The organism is Varibaculum cambriense DSM 15806 (genome assembly GCF_000420065.1).
In the GTDB taxonomy this organism is placed as follows: Bacteria; Actinomycetota; Actinomycetes; order Actinomycetales; family Actinomycetaceae; genus Varibaculum; species Varibaculum cambriense.
The window spans coordinates 1,035,303-1,050,574 of record NZ_ATUF01000002.1; the positions used below are offsets into that span (position 1 = coordinate 1,035,303).

Here is a 15,272-nt window from a genome sequence, read left to right on the forward strand (position 1 = left end):
GAAATAGCCGTTCTTTTGCATGGCCAAGGCGGGCTCGGAGAGTAATCTCCGAGCCCGCCTTCCATAATTCTTGGGATGAATAGGTGTCCCAGCTCAAAGGGGCATCGTTAGGTGCCAAATCCGGGGTGTGGGTAAAATGGATGCATGAATGAACCGCTGATCCTAGGAATTGAGTCTACCTGCGACGAAACCGGCGTGGCGCTGGTACGTGGGGGAAAACTATTGGCAGATCGTACTGCCACTTCTATGGATGAGCATGCTCGCTACGGGGGAATCATTCCCGAGATTGCTTCCCGCGCCCACCTAGAATCCTTCCTCCCCACTTTGCAGTCAGCCTGTGAAGAGGCCGGGGTGACTTTGGACGAGGTAGACGCGATTGCCTGTGCAGCAGGTCCCGGACTGGTGGGGTCACTGACCGTGGGGATTTCCGCCGCGAAAGCCCTGGCGTTGGCTTTGAATAAACCGCTCTACGGCGTGAACCACGTAATCGGACACCTGGCGGTAGACGCGCTGGTAGAGGGACAGTTTCATCCACCCTTTATTGGACTGATCTGCTCGGGAGGCCACTCCAACCTGGTGCTGGTGCGGGGTCTGGCCAGCGATATTACTGAACTTGGCGGTACCTTGGATGATGCCGCTGGGGAAGCCTTCGATAAAGTAGGGCGCCTGCTAGGTACCCCCTATCCAGGAGGTCCGCATGTCGATCGCCTCGCGCAGGCGGGGGACAAGAAAGCTATCCGCTTCCCGCGGGGACTAGCGGCCGGTAAAGACAAGGAACGCCACCGCTACGACTTCTCGTTTTCCGGGCTAAAAACTGCGGTTGCCCGCTATATAGAAGGGTTAGAGGCCGCCGGGGAAACCGTTAACCGAGAAAATATTTGCGCCGGTTTCTCTGAGGCCGTCAACGATTCGCTAACTAAGAAAGCAGTACAGGCGGCTCAGGATTTTGATTGCCGGGAGATCGTAGTGGGCGGCGGTTTTTCCGCGAACTCGCGTCTGCGCGAGCTCTTAGCCCAGCGCGCCGCATCGGCGGGGATTACCGTGCGGATACCTCCGATTCGTTTTTGTACTGATAATGGGGCGCAGATCGCCGCCCTCGGGGAAGTGCTAGTGAAAGCAGGAATGCCGCCCTCGCCCTCGAATTTTGGACCCGATTCCCAGATGCCGCTCACCCAGATTTATATGGCTCCTAGCCCAGAGGATACGGAAAAACCCTCGGGCAAAACCCACATTTCCCAGGATAAACAGGTAGATGTAGACAGCATCTATCGGAAGGTGAAAGAAAATATGGCGAAGTCATTTGACCAGATGCGTCCCGGGTTGGAAAAGGCTGCTGACCGGATTAAACCCTTGGTAGAGCAGGGACGCGAATATGCCGAAGAGACGGTGGAGAAGGCGCGTCCCTACGTGGAGCAGGCGGTAGAAAAGTCTCGTCCCTACGTGGAACAGGCCGCCGAGAAAAGCCGGGAGTATGCCGAAGAAACTATGGAGAAAGCACGCCCCTATGTAGAGCAAGCGGCCGAAAAGGGACGCGAATACGCCGAGCAGGCGGTAGAAAAGTCTCGTCCCTACATGGAACAGGCCGCTGAACGCGGGCGCGAATACGCTGAGCAGGCAGTAGAAAAGGGGCGCGAATACGCCAAGCAAGCACAGCAGCGACTGCAAGAGCGTTCGCAGGCGAAAAAATCGGATCCGGAGGAGCCGTCGGTGACGGTAGAGCCGCCCGATGATGTGGAGCCCCGCCGGTAAACCTAGCGTGGCTTTACCAGGCAGTCAGCGGGAAGCCCCTGGGGGTGATTGTCCCCTAGGCGTCCCCAGCCTCTTCTAAGACTAGACAACGGTGCGCCCCACCTACCCGAGTTAGCGCTACGGTTACGGTGTGCGGGATCCACTCCCGCTGCTTTTTGGGCATCACCTTTTTTCGCCAGCTAGCAATATCGAGGGCGACTCCGCGCTTTAGTACGTCCAACCGGGTGGCCTGGAGAGAGCGCAAGTAAGAGCTAACCGTTTTCGTTTTTAAAGGTAGAGTTTCCAATATTTGGTAGCAGCGCAGTGCCAAGGCGTCTTGGCCGGTGGGACGAGTATTTCCGGTCAGGTAGGCGATACCGGTAGATACTGGCGCGGCTTCTAGGCGTTCGCAAAGGTCAGGTAAGATTCCGGCGCGAATGATGGCGGGATCCGGATCGAAAAGATAATTCCCTAACCTAGCTGCCTGCGGGACCTGCACGTGGCTCTCCGCGGGATTGCGGGCAGAAGTACAGCGGTACTGCGTTACCTGGTCGCCGTGAATGACTAGTGCGGAGCGCCCGGCGCCTTCCGGGGCTAGCCCGGGCGAATATAGGGCGCACTCTACCAGGTCTCCTGCTACGCTCACCCACTGGGCGTGATACCCCGCTGGCAGGTTAGCTAAATCAATGCCAGGTGCCATTTTTACTGCCAGATAGGGCGCGCGCTTTCCCCATTCCAGCACTTTCCCTAGGGGTGGGGACCAGGACGCAGGGGAGAGGACGCGCCCGGTAGCGGCGCGGCGTGCCGGATCTACAAATAGGGCGGGTAGAGTTTTCTGCGCAACAACCTGTTCGGCGCTGGCGCACATAACTTTTGCCCCTGGTAGGTGGGATAGGTTAATTGCCGCACAGGTCGCGGCCGCCGGGCTAATATCAATTGCCTGAAAATCTGGACAGGAGCGCGCCAGCTCCCGGGAATCGGCACCAATTCCGCACCCCAGGTCTATCAGGCTGGTGACTGCGGCGGCGGCAAAACGTTTGGCGCGCTGGCGGGCCACAATTCCCCGGGTGGCCTGTTCGAGCCCATCGCGAGTAAAGAGACAATTACTTGCCGCCGCGGTTCCTATTTTTTCTTGGGCTTTCTCCCGCAGTTTCCATTGGTTTTGCAAAGACGCAACCAGGTTTGGCGGGTAGTGCTGGCGCAGGTGCTTAGCGATATTTGCAGCCTCTATGGGGTCTGGGCAGGGATGATCTTGTAATAGCTGCCAACCGGTTTGGGTGATAAGTGCCGCTACCATCGGATCTTCAACCGGCGGGAAATGAGCGATTAACTGCCGTAGCTGCGTAAAACTTAGCGGCGTTTTGGCAGTAACCATGGTTTCCTCCCCTCTGACATTTTTAGTTTAGCCGAGCTGGCGATGTTGTTTTATTGTCGCGTTGAAGGGGAAATATCTAGATTCGCCCAGGGCGTAAGGGAAACCTAGCACTCAGCTTGATTGAGTGCCAGAATACCCCTAAGCTAAATAGTGCATTTGGAGTTGTAAGACTCCAGACTGGCACCGGAAGGCTGGCAACCCGCGACGTCAAAGTTCCGGTACTAAAACCGAAAAGTTTTTTGGAAAAAGAAAGGGAGGTCTGCAGTGTCAGTCTCCATTAAGCCGTTAGAAGATCGCGTCGTGATTCAGCAGGCAGAGGCGGAGCAAAAGACCGCTTCGGGTCTGGTTATCCCCGACGCTGCCAAGGAAAAACCGCAGGAAGGCAAAGTAATCGCGGTGGGACCGGGTCGTGTTGATGACCAGGGTAACCGGGTTCCGATGGACGTTGCCGAGGGCGACAGCGTGATTTACTCCAAGTATGGCGGTACCGAGGTTAAATACGGCGGGGAAGAATACTTGATTCTTTCCGCGCGTGACATTTTGGCTAAGGTAGAGCGCTAGCTATTAGCGCTGGCTGGGTGGGGTAACTCGCCATTTAACTAGCCGTAAAGCAAAAGGTGGGGTCGGAGATATTCCGACCCCACCTTTTGTATATCTCTATCTTTTGTGTATCCCCGCGCCGTCTCTGTCCGCGGGGCCAGCGGTGAAAAAAGTCGGGAGCGAGAAAACCTCGCTCCCGACTTTAAAGCTATTTAGTTGTTAGTTAGCGGCGCTGCACTACTTTTCTTTCGGCGCCGGCAAAATCACGTCGCGTACCAGTTCCTGCAGATCGGTGTTGGACTTGAGGAACCCGCGTAGCGTACGCACGGTAGGCCCGAAGGTGTCGAACTCTTCTTCGCTCATACCGTCGACCTCGTAAGCGCGGCGGAAATCTTCCACCTTGATCAAGGTTTCCATGATTTCGTCTGCTACCGGTACGTCAAAGCGCGGCTCGTACTGGTAGTCGGACTCCTGGATTCGCTTGGACCAAGCGAAAGGCGGAGAAATCACGATGTCGCCACCGACTAGCTCGGTGTACTGCATGGTATTGCGGAAAGCTGCAACTAGCATGCGGGAACGCAAGCCCCGTTTTTCGAACTCGGCAGCAGCCTTCTTGACGGCGGCGATTCCGCCCCATTCCAGGTGTCCCGGATTCAGAACCAGCTTGTCGCGGTTGGCGCAGATCTTCAGCCAGTCATCGAGACGGCCTACCATCAAGGTCACTACCGGACCCATCTTGGAAATGTCTTTGCCTTCAGCTTCGCGCCGTTTCAGGCCGCGCTCAATGGCTTCACCTGAGGCTACTGCCTGGGGCACGGAGAAGGACACGGTTACGTTCATGGATACGCCGCGGTAGGTGGCATCTTCGATGGCTTCAATCCCGGTCTTGGTGGCGGGTACTTTCACCACGATGTTGGGGGCCATTTCGGAGAACTCTACTGCCTGGTCGGCTAGAGCCTTGGCGTTGCGGTAGTTAGCCGGATCCGTCTGCACCGAGAGGCGACCGTTGCGGCCATTGGAAGCTTCGAATGCCGGTTCTAGCAGCTTGGCAGCTTCAATGGACATGTCTTTAACAGCCTGCCAACCGATTTCGGATTCGGTGGCGGTGGGCATGCTCTCGGCAATCTTTTTGATGCGAGGAGCCCAGATGTCTAGGTGCTTGGAAATAGTAGTGTAAGCGATGGTCGGGTTACAGGTCGCACCTACTCCGCCCCAAGAGATCGACTGACGTAGTTCTTCCAGATCGGAAGAGTCATTCCACAGCGCGGTCTTCGAATTCTTGGCTGCATCTAGCAGGGGACCGGGGGTCATTTTAATCTCGGTCATTGAGTCTCCTTCGTTCTACAACGGGCACCGCCCTCGGTGCCGGTTCCCTTCCAGGTTAAAGGGAAAAAGCTACAACGTCAAGACTTTGACAGGACAATAGAGCAAATGGGTAGTGACCTTAGTCACTTTGAGTGTTAAAGGCTAATGGTGAAACGGTATCGAGAGGCGCGGTAAACGTGGTCGCCAATTTCAATGGGAACCCCGGACTGGTCGTAAGCAATGCGTCGCATACTCAAAATTGCGGCTCCGCGTGACTCTTGTAGGGTTTCTGCTTCCTCGGTGCTGGCTTTACGGGCGGAAATGGTTTGCGAGGCGCTAACTACTTCATGTCCATGGCTGCGCATGGCGTCGTAGAGGCCGCTGGAGCGTAGTTCCTTTTCAGAGGGGGCTACCTGCAACGGGAGATAGTTAGTCATAATCGCTAGCGGTTCCCCATTGGCCAGACGTAAGCGCACGACCTTGATAACTGCTTGCCCTTCGCTAAGTCGCAGATCCTCCGCTATTTCCTTGTCGGCTGCGACCTCCTCGTAAGAAATAACTTTGGTGGTGGGCTTTTGCCCTGACTCTCGCAAGTCGTCGTAGAGGGAAGATAGTTTCACTTGGCGATGAATTTCTTTGGGGGCAACAATGGTTCCTACTGCGCGTTTGCGCACCACCAGGCGCAAGTCGACTAAAGATTGTAGGGCGCGGCGAGCAGTGGGGCGCGATACTCCCAGGCGAGAGGCCATTGATAGCTCGTCCTCCAGTTTCGCGCCGGGTGGGATAGTGCCGTCCAGGATTAGATTCTTTATGGGTTCAGAAATCTGGTGATACAGGGGAACGGGCGAAGAGTGGTCAAGCTCAATGTCGGTTACGTAGGTTTTGAGCGTGGCCATGGGGTCCCTCCTTGTGGGGCGTTAAGCTACAATAGCGCCAAATGTTAGATAGTTCTTACATTAATGCAGAATACACCTAAAATTAATATTTGTGACAACTTTCGTTAGCTATATGTAATTTGTTTTGCCGCCGACCGGGCAGCCGCCGGTTGGGTAATTTGTTTTGAAGGCTTCCCCTCCTCTTAGATCTTTGCTAGAATGTCATTACAAAGCGCTGCAAGTTTGTGATAGCCGTCGCGAGCGGCGCTGACGATGTAGTCAACAACGATGTAAAAAGGGGATCGCTGGTATGAACAGTTTTAAAGTGCCGGCCGTAGATGTGCTCACCATCGGGCGCTCGGGGATAGATATTTATCCGCTGCAGACCGGAGTAGGGCTCGAAAAGGTGGAACAGTTCGGAAAATTCTTGGGCGGCAGTCCCATGAACGTCGCGGTAGCAGCCGCGAAGCTGCGCCACTCTTCCGCGATCATCACCGGAGTGGGCAAAGATCCTTTCGGTAAGTTCGTGCGTTCCGAGATGCGCTCTTTGGGGGTGTATGACACCTATGTGGTGGATAATCCCAACTTTGCCACCCCGGTAACGTTTTGCGAGATTTTCCCGCCTGACGATTTCCCCCTCTACTTCTACCGGGAGCCTTCCACCCCTGACCTGGAGTTAACGGAAGCAGATATCCCCGAGGACGCCGTGAAAAACGCCAAGATTTTCTGGATTTCCGTTACCGGCCTCTCGGAAGAACCCTCGCGCAGTGCCCACCACCACGCCCTAGACCTACGGGATTTAGGAGACAAGGATAAATGGACGATTGCCGACCTAGATTACCGCTCTACTTTCTGGAGCGATGAAGAAACCGCTCACCGCGAAGTGGAGCGGATGCTAGAGAAAGTTTCAGTCGCAGTGGGCAATAAAGAAGAATGCCGCATTGCAGTGGGAGAAACCGAGCCGGATCGCGCCGCCGACGCCCTCTTAGAGCGGGGAGTAGAAATCGCGGTAGTTAAGCAGGGCCCCCTGGGAACCCTGTGCAAGACCCGGGAAGAACGGATTGAAGTACCGGTAACTCCGGTGAAAGTCACCAATGGACTGGGTGCGGGCGATTCCTTTGGAGGGTCGCTGTGCCACGGATTGCTCTCCGGCTGGGATCTCCCGCAGATTATTTCGGCGGCCTCCACTGCCGGGGCGATTGTAAGCTCCCGTTTGGAATGTTCCACGGCGATGCCTTCTGAACCGGAAATCTTAGACATGATTTCCAAGAACCCGCAGTCCGCTCCGATTGTTACTAAGAGGTAAGACGATGGGAAAGCTAATCTCAAAACTGGCAGAAATCCGGACCTTTGAACCGGAACGGATAGCGAAAACTCTGGAAAATCGTCCTCGTCCCAGTCTGAAAGAAGCGCTGCAAGGAAAAGACGGTAAACCGGAAAAACTGATGGTCATTGCTTGCGACCACCCGGCACGGGGGGCGCTGGCAGCAGGAGATGATCCCTCCGCCATGGCCGACCGAGAAGAATTGCTGGCGCGCTGTGTAGAAGCGCTCTCGCGGCCCGGGGTAAACGGTTTCCTTGGAACCGCCGATATGATCGAGGACTTGGCGCTGCTGGGCGCCCTCGATAATAAAGTGGTTTTCGGATCTATGAACCGCGCCGGACTAGCAGGGGCTACTTTCGGAATGGATGACCGCTTCAACTGCTACGACGCCCAAGGCGTGGAAGATGCCGGTTTGGCCGGGGGGAAAATGCTAACCCGGATCAACTATGCAGATGCCGGTACCGTCTCTACTTTGCAGGCGACTGCCCGCGCCATTGATGAACTAGCAGAGCGGAAACTGATGGCGATGGTCGAGCCGTTTATTTCGGAAGGCCCCGCGGAAAAGGTTAGCAACGTCCTCACCCCCGAAGCTGTTATCAAGTCGATGGCGATTGCGGCTGGGCTGGGACGAACCAGTGCCTATACCTGGTTGAAACTTCCCTGCGTTGCCGAGATGGAACGCGTCATGGAAGCCACTACACTTCCCTCTTTGATCCTAGGGGGAGAAGTATCTAAGGATCCCGATGCCGCCAGGGAGTCATGGGGTAAAGCTTTGCGGCTGCCCAATGTCTTAGGGTTGGTCATCGGTCGTTCACTATTATTCCCGGCCAGCGGCGATGTGGCGCGGGCCGTAGACGAGACGGTAGGTTTGCTATGAGTGATAACGAAAATTATTTATTCCGCGACGGTCAGCTAAAAAATGGCCAGTTCGAGTTGGATTTAACTCCGGAAAAAGCCGGTTGGGAGTTCTCGGGACTGAAGGTCTTGAATCTGCCGGCGGGAGCCAGCCAAGAGGTCACCTCCGGTAACTCCGAACTGCTGGTTTTACCTCTCGAGGGCGGCTGCACAGTTAAGGTTGGCGGTGAAACTTTCGAAATCAAGGGACGTAAGGATATCTGGAGTGAAATCACCGATTACCTGTACGTACCGATTAACACCACCTTTACGGTGAGCAGCGAAAAAGGTGGGCGGTTCGCGCTGCCCAGTTCGGTAGCCAAGAACGAAAAACCGCTGCGCTACTGCCCCCAGGATGAAGTCATCTCCATGATTCGCGGTAAGGGCGACTGCACCCGGGAAGTCCACAACTACACCATGGGCAATCCGGTAGAGGTTGACCATGTGCTGGTCACCGAAGTGATTACTCCCGGTGGTAACTGGTCTTCGTATCCTCCTCACAAACATGATGAGCATTCCGAAACTGAACGGATTTTGGAAGAAATCTATTACTACCAGGTAAAGCCGGCTGCCAATGGCACTACCGGAATGGCGTTGCAGCGGATCTACCCCTCTAAAGGACACACTATTGATGTCTGTGCCGAGGTACACAGCGGGGACGTAGTAGTAATGCCGCACGGTTGGCACGGCCCGTCCGTAGCCGCGCCCGGATACCACCTGTATTATTTGAATGTAATGGCCGGCCCGGCTGAAGACGCCACCTGGCTGGTAACTGTTGATCCCGACTATGTCTGGCTCACCGAAGATTGGGGTGGCGGCGAAGTCGACCCCCGTCTGCCCATGACCAACGCCACCATCAAGGAGGACTAAGGATGGCAAAATTTGAGACCGTTCGCCTAACCACCGCGCAGGCGACAATCCGCTTCTTAATCAATCAGTATTCCGAGCGTGACGGCAAAGAATACCGTCTGATTCCCGGTACTTTCGGGATTTTCGGACACGGAAACGTGTGTGGCATCGGTCAGGCGCTGCTGCAAAACGAACTAGATTCCACCCCCGATGGGGGAGTAATGGAATACTACATGCCGCGTAACGAGCAGGGCGCAGTCCATGCGGCCGCGGCTTATGCGAAGGCCAAGAACCGGCTGCAGACGCTGGCAGTTACCACTTCGATTGGTCCGGGCGCCTTGAATATGGTGACTGGCGCGGCGCTGGCCACCACTAACCGGGTGCCGGTATTGCTGCTGCCTTCTGACCAGTTCGCTACCCGCTACCCGGATCCGGTGCTCCAGCAGCTAGAGGATCCGCGTTCTTTGGACGTAACCGTTAACGATGCGTTCCGTTGCGTATCGCGTTTCTTCGACCGGATCAACCGGCCTGAACAGCTAATGCCGTCCTTGATGAACGCGATGCGGGTACTGACTGACCCGGCCGAAACCGGCGCAGTAGTGCTGGCAATGCCGCAAGACGTACAGGCCGAAGCCTTCGATTGGCCGGTAGAAATGTTTGAAAAGCGGGTTTGGCATGTACGCCGCCCGGCAGTATCTGAGACCGAGATGGCGCGGGCGGCAGCGATTATTAAGTCAGCGAAGCGTCCTCTGATTGTTTCCGGTGGCGGCACAATCTACGCGGAAGCCTCCCAGGAGCTACGCGATTTGGCGAATGCTACCGGGATTCCGGTATCCGATACCCAGGCCGGTAAAGGCGCCATCAACTATGACCATGAATGCGCCGTGGGGGGCGTGGGCTCTACCGGTGCTAATAGCGCAAACCATTTGGCAGATAAAGCAGATGTGGTGATCGGGGTGGGTACTCGCTACTCGGACTTCACTACTGCTTCCCACACCCAGTTCAAGAACCCGGATGTACGCTTTGTAAACATCAACGTGAAAGCCTTCGATGCGGCTAAACACGCGGGTGAAATGGTGGTGGCTGACGCCAAGTTGGCGCTGGCTGCTTTGAAAGAGGCACTTGGAGATTACCGGGTCTCTGAAGATTACAGCCGCGAGATTGCCAGCGAGCGTGAGGACTGGTTTGAAAAGACCGCGGAATGCTACGGTGCGCACGACCAAGAGCTACCGGCGCAAACCGAGGTATTCGGGGCGCTCAACGACATGATGGGCGACAACGATGTGGTGATTAACGCCGCCGGGTCGATGCCGGGCGATTTGCAGTGCCTGTGGCAAGCGAAGACTCCGGTGCAATACCACGTAGAGTATGCCTTTAGCTGTATGGGATACGAGATCCCGGCGGCTATGGGTGTCAAGATGGCGTTGCCGGATTCGGAAGTGGTGGCGATTGTCGGTGACGGTACCTACCAGATGTTGCCGATGGAATTGGCTACCGTGGTGCAGGAAAACATCAAGGTTATCTATGTTTTGCTGCAAAACTACGGGTTCTCTTCGATTGGCGCGCTTTCGGAGTCACGCGGCTCTCAGCGTTTCGGTACCCGTTACCGGATGGGGGCAGGTAACCCCCATAACGAGGACGGGGAGCTGCTGCCGGTAGATATCGCCAAGAACGCGGAATCTTGGGGAATTAAGGTGCTGAAGGTGCACACTATCGAAGAGTTCCGGGATGCCTATCGCCAGGCAGAGAAATCTGAGCGGGCAGTGATGATTCATATCGAGACCAACCTGTTTGGTCCGAACCCGCCGAACTGCTCCTACTGGGACGTGGCGGTGCCGGAAGTTTCTCGCATTGAATCCACGCAGCAGGCTCGTAAAGAATACGAGGAAGCACTAGTGGATCAGCGTCACTACTGGAAGCAGTAGCCAATAGTCTCTGGCAAATCTGATAGTGAATGAGTCGGGCTAACGCCCGAAACTCCCGGGGCAGAGAGCCTTTTGGGATAACCCCCAAAAGCTCCCCGCCTCGGGAGTATTTATATGGGCTGGGTTTATTAGCCGCTATCGGGACTGGTATCTATTTATCGAGTTCAGTCTGGCTAAAGATGCGGTTTTCGCAGTGCTAGGGTTCCAGGAACCCTTTGGTCTGCTTAGCGAAGAAATCTTCTAAGGTCTGGGAGTAATACTTTGTCAGGTGGTCATGATCCATATAGACGTAAAGATTACCGACCAGGGGACTGCACGCATCGTTGGGACATATCTGGGGAGATAAATCCACGAAATGGAAACCAGGGTTTTCTACAGGTAGACCGTTAAGAGTCTTCGAATATACCTGTCCATAGGGGACGCCACAGGATTGGGGATTAGGAGCTGACACAGCGCACTCATAGATATTTTGAGAAAAATTGGGGGTGTCTCGCATCCCGATTACCTTGATCCCCTTTGCCAGGAACTCGGACACTACATCTGGGTGACCCGGTAATACTTGATCGGGGCTACCAGGTTGCGTAAGCGTGGAAACCATAATCACCGCATCGGGTTTTGCCTTATTTAACGCCCAATCCAATCCTGCCTGTACCCATTTTTTGCAGGTATCGTCATGGCCGTTGAACTCCCGGGAGATCTTGCAGCCTCCCATTAGCAGTGCGGCTAAATTCCAGTTTCGTTTCTGCGCCGTTTTTTTGATGGCGGGCAAGTATTGCTCGGCATGGGAATCACCGAATACCAGGACATTAGCGCCGTTAGTACCTTCCTGGTGAAGCTGACGACAAGAATTGTTATGACCGGCGGCTTCGCCAAAATCTGGTGCCCCGGCAAATGCGCCGTCACATTGGTACGGCAGGCTAGCCCACTGTTTACCTAACTCTCCGGGAGCGGGCAAGGGATCTTCTTTAAAACTGGTGGGCGGATTTTTCTGTAGGAGGATTCGCGCGCCGGGGTGACTAGAAACAGTGACGTGCTTGGCGGGAGAGATTCGCTTGTTTATCTGCCAAGAGGCAGTAGCAATGCCACCTGCACCTACCGCCAAAGCCAAGACAATAACGCTGACTTTATGCAGCCAGGTCTTGTTGAATAGTTTCAGGGAACGTACGGGGTTATCAACCAGCTCAGTTAGAAGGACTGCTAGCCCTAAGGAAACTAGGAATAGGAATCCGCCCTCGAAAAGAGAAAGGTTAGCCTGCTGACGCGCACCCATATACGTCGCGAAAATTGGCCAGTGCACCAGGTAGAGCGCATAGGAGTTGTCACCGATATAGACCAGAGGACGCCAGGATAGTAGCCGGGCGGAAGTGGAGTTAGAGTCACTGCGAACAAATAACATCACCAGGCACGCTGCCACAATGGGTAGGACACAGACGGGGCCAGGATAGGTGCCCACTGAGAGGAGGCCAAAAACTATCACGATTGCAATAGAAATCCACCCTAGAGCATCATGCCATTTAGATCCCACTTTAACTTTTTTGACAGCGAGTGCAGCTAGGACTCCGATCGCGAACTCCCAAAATCGAATGCGCGTGTCGAAATAGTATTGCGAAGCGGTGCCGTCGAAAAACTTTAGTAGTAACCAGACAAAGGAGATCAGGGCGGAGAGAGAAAAAACAGTGAAAATCCCTTTGCGGACGGAGATATTTAATTTGCGACAGATCAGGGCAGTTACCGCGAAAACTAGCGGGAAGATCAAAAAGATTTGTCCTTGGACTGCGATGCACCACATATGCATTAGCGGAGAGGACAGGGAATGGTCGGCAGCAAAATAGTCGACTAACTCTGACTGTAAATACCAGTTTTGGTAGTAAAACAAGGATGGCCAGGACTGGTTGATAATCTCGTTCCATCTAGTCTTTGGTAGATACTTGATGGTTAACGCAATCGCAGAGAGGATGGTGACCACCAAGGGAGGAAGCAGCCGCCGGAATGTTTGAATCCACCGTTTGATTACTGAATAGCTCTTACCAGCATCGGATCCGCGAATAAAGGAATCTGCTAAGAGGAAAGCAGAGACCATAATGAATACATCCACCCCAATGGGAGAGCCAACCTGCCAGGCGTGGAACACTATGATTTGCAAGGCGCAGAGGGCGCGCAATCCTTGAATTTCCGGGCGGAAGCGCCGCTTTTTAGCGGCAGTCGGTACTAGTGGGGAGCTCATTGCGGTGTTCTTTCGGTAGGTAGCTTCTTAAGGATGCTATTGCAGCACGCGAAATATATGCAATCTACTGTCACATAAAAAACGGCTTGGGTGAGGTGTACCCCCACCCAAGCCGGTAGTTTAATTATTTACTTTTATGTATTTAGGCGAAAGGTCGTGATTTTTCGTCTAGGGTCGCAATCGCTGCTGCCGGTAGACTCAGGCTGGCGGAAGCCACCAGATCCTTTAGCTGCTGGGGATTACGTGCAGAGGCAATCGGGGCGGCCACGCCCTTGGCACGTAGCCAGGCGAGAGACACCGCGGTGGGGGTAGATTCGAGTTCTGCAGCCACCTTCACCAGGGTATCTACCAGTGCAAAAGATTCGGGGCGGTTGTATTCCGATAGGAAATCGCTGCGGTCTTTGCCGGCCAGGTCTTCTGCTTTACGGTATTTTCCGGTTAGGAAGCCGGAAGCCAGCGAGAAGTAGCTGAACTCGGCAACCCCGAATTCTTTACAAATAGGCTGGTAGTTGTCTTCAAATTCTTTACGGTAGAGCAGGTTGTATTGATTTTGGATCGCGACTGGTGCTGACAGGTTCTCCTCTTTAGCAACCTGGAACCATTCGCGCATCCGGGCAGGGGAAAAGTTCGACATGGCCACGTAACGGATCTTGCCCGCTTTTACTAGCGCATCGAACGCCCTCGCCATCTCGGCGATAGGGGTCTTATTATCATCGAAATGCGCGTAATACAGGTCGATGTAGTCGGTCTGTAGCCGTTTGAGGGAAGCCTCGCAGGCAGCCTGAATATTTGCGGGGGACAGGCCAGGAAAGTCGGGGTGTTGGCTAACCTTAGTAGCGATAACTACCTGGTCACGTGCGTTGCACTCGCGCAGCCATTCCCCAATTACGGTCTCGGATTCTCCGCCTTTTAGCCCTTCGCCCCAGGCAGAATAAACATCGGCAGTATCAATGAAGTTCCCGCCTGCTTCCCGGTAAGCATCAATTACCGAAAAGGAATCAGCCTTATCGCTAGTCCAACCGAAAGTATTTGCACCTAAAGCCAGTTCAAAAACGGAAAGTTCAGTGCCCTTAACCTGGTACATTATCTCCTCCAAAAGTAATTGTACTGTCAATTGACATGATACTAGTTTCGGGGCTCAGGTGCAGAAACATTGCGGGGGCACTAGGCGGGTGTGGTTTTACCGTTGCTTAGCTATATGTGAATGTATACCCCTATACAATAGGCACGTGAGTAGTACTAAGCGCATTGGCCCCGCTCTTAGCTTGGTGGTGCCTTGTTATCGGGAAGAGGCGAATCTAAACGACTTGCATACTGCGGTTGAGGCGGCTTTGGGTCAAGTTATTGATTGGGAATTAGTGCTGGTTGACGATGGTTCGCCCGACAAGACTCTGCAGGTAGCAAAGGATTTAGCAAAGCAAGATCGGCGGGTTAAGGTTATTGGCTTTTCCCGTAATTTCGGTAAAGAGGCCGCGATGTTGGCGGGCTTGGAATATTCCAGCGGACAACGGGTAGTGATTATGGATGGTGATCTCCAGCATCCACCCTCGTTAATCCCGGAAATGCTAAAGAAAATGGACGAGGAGGACGCGGATCAAGTTATTGCCCGCCGGGATCGGACTGGGGATCCGGCGGTGCGCACTGGGCTTTCTCGTCTTTACTATCGGTTTGTTAACTCCATGATGGATGTGCAATTAGCAGACGGTGCCGGGGATTTTCGCGTGCTTTCACGGCGTGCCGTGAGGGCGATTTTGTCTATGCCGGAGGCTCAACGCTTCTCGAAAGGATTATTTTCCTGGATTGGGTTCCCGACAGCAGAAATAACTTACCGGAATGTGCAGCGTGAGGGCGGGGAATCCTCCTGGAGTACCCGGAAGCTTTTCAACTATGCGATTGATTCAGTGTTGTCCTTTAACTCTCGTCCGTTAAGAGCGGTGATCTGGCTCGGGGGAGGGGTATTCGCCTTGGGGGTCCTTTACTTTATCTATCTGTTTGTAAGCTGGCTAATTAGTGGGGTGAGCGCGCCCGGCTATATCACTACTATTGCCGCGATTATTGCGTTTGGAGGAGTGCAGCTGGCCTCTATAGGGATCGTTGGTGAGTATGTGGGACGTATCTATACGGAAGTGAAGCGTCGCCCGCACTACATCGTGGCTAGTGAAGAAAACTTGTGAGCTTTAATCTTGGTCTCAATAATGTCATTTTTAGTTTCAAAACCGCTGATTTGAATGCT

General features: G+C 54.2%; 11 protein-coding genes and 1 pseudogene. 7 read left to right on the top strand and 5 right to left on the bottom strand.

Going from position 1 to position 15,272, the window contains the following annotated elements:
• Positions 1–144: 144 nt before the first annotated feature.
• Positions 145–1,191, top strand: a pseudogene (gene tsaD, locus F605_RS09930) (tRNA (adenosine(37)-N6)-threonylcarbamoyltransferase complex transferase subunit TsaD); the annotation flags it as partial.
• A gap of 613 nt (positions 1,192–1,804) precedes the next feature.
• Here tsaD and F605_RS09935 read toward each other — a convergent pair.
• A complete protein-coding gene (locus F605_RS09935; RefSeq protein ID WP_022864742.1) occupies positions 1,805–3,103 on the bottom strand; it encodes a class I SAM-dependent methyltransferase in 1,299 nt (432 codons plus the stop codon).
• 264 nt (positions 3,104–3,367) lie between these two features.
• On the opposite strand from F605_RS09935, the gene groES reads away from it, so the two are divergent.
• Entirely contained in the window at positions 3,368–3,664 is a 297-nt protein-coding gene (gene groES / locus F605_RS0104665; protein WP_022864743.1) for a co-chaperone GroES, read from the top strand.
• Between the two features lie 216 nt (positions 3,665–3,880).
• On the opposite strand, the gene F605_RS0104670 is transcribed toward groES, so the two are convergent.
• Both F605_RS0104670 and F605_RS0104675 read right to left on the bottom strand, forming a co-directional pair.
• Complete coding sequence (locus F605_RS0104670) at positions 3,881–4,969, bottom strand: transaldolase family protein (protein WP_022864744.1); 1,089 nt, start codon at positions 4,967–4,969, stop codon at positions 3,881–3,883.
• 134 nt (positions 4,970–5,103) lie between these two features.
• Positions 5,104–5,844, bottom strand: a complete 741-nt coding sequence (locus F605_RS0104675) for a GntR family transcriptional regulator (RefSeq protein ID WP_022864745.1) — start codon at positions 5,842–5,844, stop codon at positions 5,104–5,106.
• 289 nt (positions 5,845–6,133) lie between these two features.
• On the opposite strand from F605_RS0104675, the gene iolC reads away from it, so the two are divergent.
• From iolC to iolD, 4 genes are read left to right on the top strand one after another with little or no spacing between them, the layout of a single operon-like run.
• Positions 6,134–7,129, top strand: coding sequence for a 5-dehydro-2-deoxygluconokinase (iolC, locus tag F605_RS0104680; RefSeq protein ID WP_022864746.1), 996 nt, complete (start codon positions 6,134–6,136; stop codon positions 7,127–7,129).
• A gap of 4 nt (positions 7,130–7,133) precedes the next feature.
• Complete coding sequence (locus tag F605_RS0104685) at positions 7,134–8,024, top strand: Cgl0159 family (beta/alpha)8-fold protein (protein ID WP_022864747.1); 891 nt, start codon at positions 7,134–7,136, stop codon at positions 8,022–8,024.
• A complete protein-coding gene (gene iolB / locus F605_RS0104690) occupies positions 8,021–8,911 on the top strand; it encodes a 5-deoxy-glucuronate isomerase (RefSeq protein ID WP_022864748.1) in 891 nt (296 codons plus the stop codon). The genes F605_RS0104685 and iolB overlap by 4 nt, the downstream gene beginning before the upstream one ends.
• Before the next feature lie 2 nt (positions 8,912–8,913).
• The gene (gene iolD / locus F605_RS0104695) at positions 8,914–10,815 is read left to right on the top strand and encodes a 3D-(3,5/4)-trihydroxycyclohexane-1,2-dione acylhydrolase (decyclizing) (protein WP_022864749.1); all 1,902 of its coding nucleotides are present in this window, start codon (positions 8,914–8,916) and stop codon (positions 10,813–10,815) included.
• Positions 10,816–11,011: 196 nt separating this feature from the next.
• Here iolD and F605_RS0104700 read toward each other — a convergent pair whose 3' ends face one another.
• Positions 11,012–13,039, bottom strand: coding sequence for an acyltransferase family protein (locus F605_RS0104700; protein WP_022864750.1), 2,028 nt, complete (start codon positions 13,037–13,039; stop codon positions 11,012–11,014).
• A gap of 142 nt (positions 13,040–13,181) precedes the next feature.
• On the bottom strand, positions 13,182–14,123 hold the full coding sequence (locus tag F605_RS0104705) for an aldo/keto reductase (protein WP_022864751.1): 942 nt from the start codon (positions 14,121–14,123) through the stop codon (positions 13,182–13,184).
• A gap of 145 nt (positions 14,124–14,268) precedes the next feature.
• Between F605_RS0104705 and F605_RS0104710 the strand changes: the two genes are divergently transcribed.
• Positions 14,269–15,213 carry a glycosyltransferase family 2 protein gene (locus F605_RS0104710; RefSeq protein WP_022864752.1) on the top strand — a complete coding sequence of 315 codons (945 nt, stop codon included), beginning with the start codon at positions 14,269–14,271 and terminating at the stop codon, positions 15,211–15,213.
• The last annotated feature ends 59 nt before the right edge of the window (positions 15,214–15,272 follow it).